Source organism: Methylobacterium tarhaniae, from assembly GCF_001043955.1.
In the GTDB taxonomy this organism is placed as follows: domain Bacteria; phylum Pseudomonadota; class Alphaproteobacteria; order Rhizobiales; family Beijerinckiaceae; genus Methylobacterium; species Methylobacterium tarhaniae.
The window spans coordinates 1-564 of the sequence record NZ_LABZ01000349.1 but is presented as its reverse complement, the minus strand read 5'-3'; the positions used below and the strand labels follow the sequence as shown (position 1 = coordinate 564).

The window sequence follows — 564 nt, the reverse complement described above, 5'->3', positions numbered from 1 at the left end:
ATCCCGGGCTCCGCTGCGCGGTCCCGGGATTGGCCCTGTGGGGTGGAAAGCGGGCGCGGGGCTTCGGCTCGGCACCTTGGTCGGCGGGCTTACGACCGCACTTCCCGCTTCGCCACGAAGTTGATCTCGTCCACCAGCACGTCCTTCACGACATCGCCGCCCAGGCGCTCGTTCACCTTCGCCCGGACCTCGGCCAGCCGCTTGGTGATGTCGTATTTCGCCAGCCGGCGGAAATCGAGGGCCGGATCGGCGTAGATCTGACGGAAGGCCTCGTCGACCACGAAGGCGTTGGGCGGCACCGGCAGAGTGTGCATCAGCTTGGCATCGGCGGTGAAGACCAGGACCGCGATGACGTAACCCTGGACCTTCCCGTCGGCGATCATCGGAATGTTGATCGGTGCGAGCTTCTGGTACTGCAAGCCTTCGAGATACGGCTCGGTCTTCTTGGCCGAGAAGATCCCGCCGCCGAAGGTCACCGCGCCGTAGCAGGAGGCGACGGTGACGGCGCAGATCCACAGGCCGGTAATCAGGATCTTCATGACCGGAGACTCGCCCGCGCCGTGT

1 protein-coding gene is annotated in these 564 nt (G+C 65.6%); it reads right to left on the bottom strand.

The window, feature by feature from the left end; genetic code table 11:
• Nucleotides 1–89 precede the first annotated feature (89 nt).
• Entirely contained in the window at nt 90–539 is a 450-nt protein-coding gene (locus VQ03_RS29850; RefSeq protein WP_048454563.1) for a hypothetical protein, read from the bottom strand.
• Nucleotides 540–564 lie beyond the last annotated feature (25 nt).

What these genes read in the sequence shown, in the direction of transcription:
- VQ03_RS29850 (WP_048454563.1), bottom strand. Translation starts at nt 539, where the DNA reads ATGAAGATCCTGATTACCGGCCTGTGGATCTGCGCCGTCACCGTCGCC.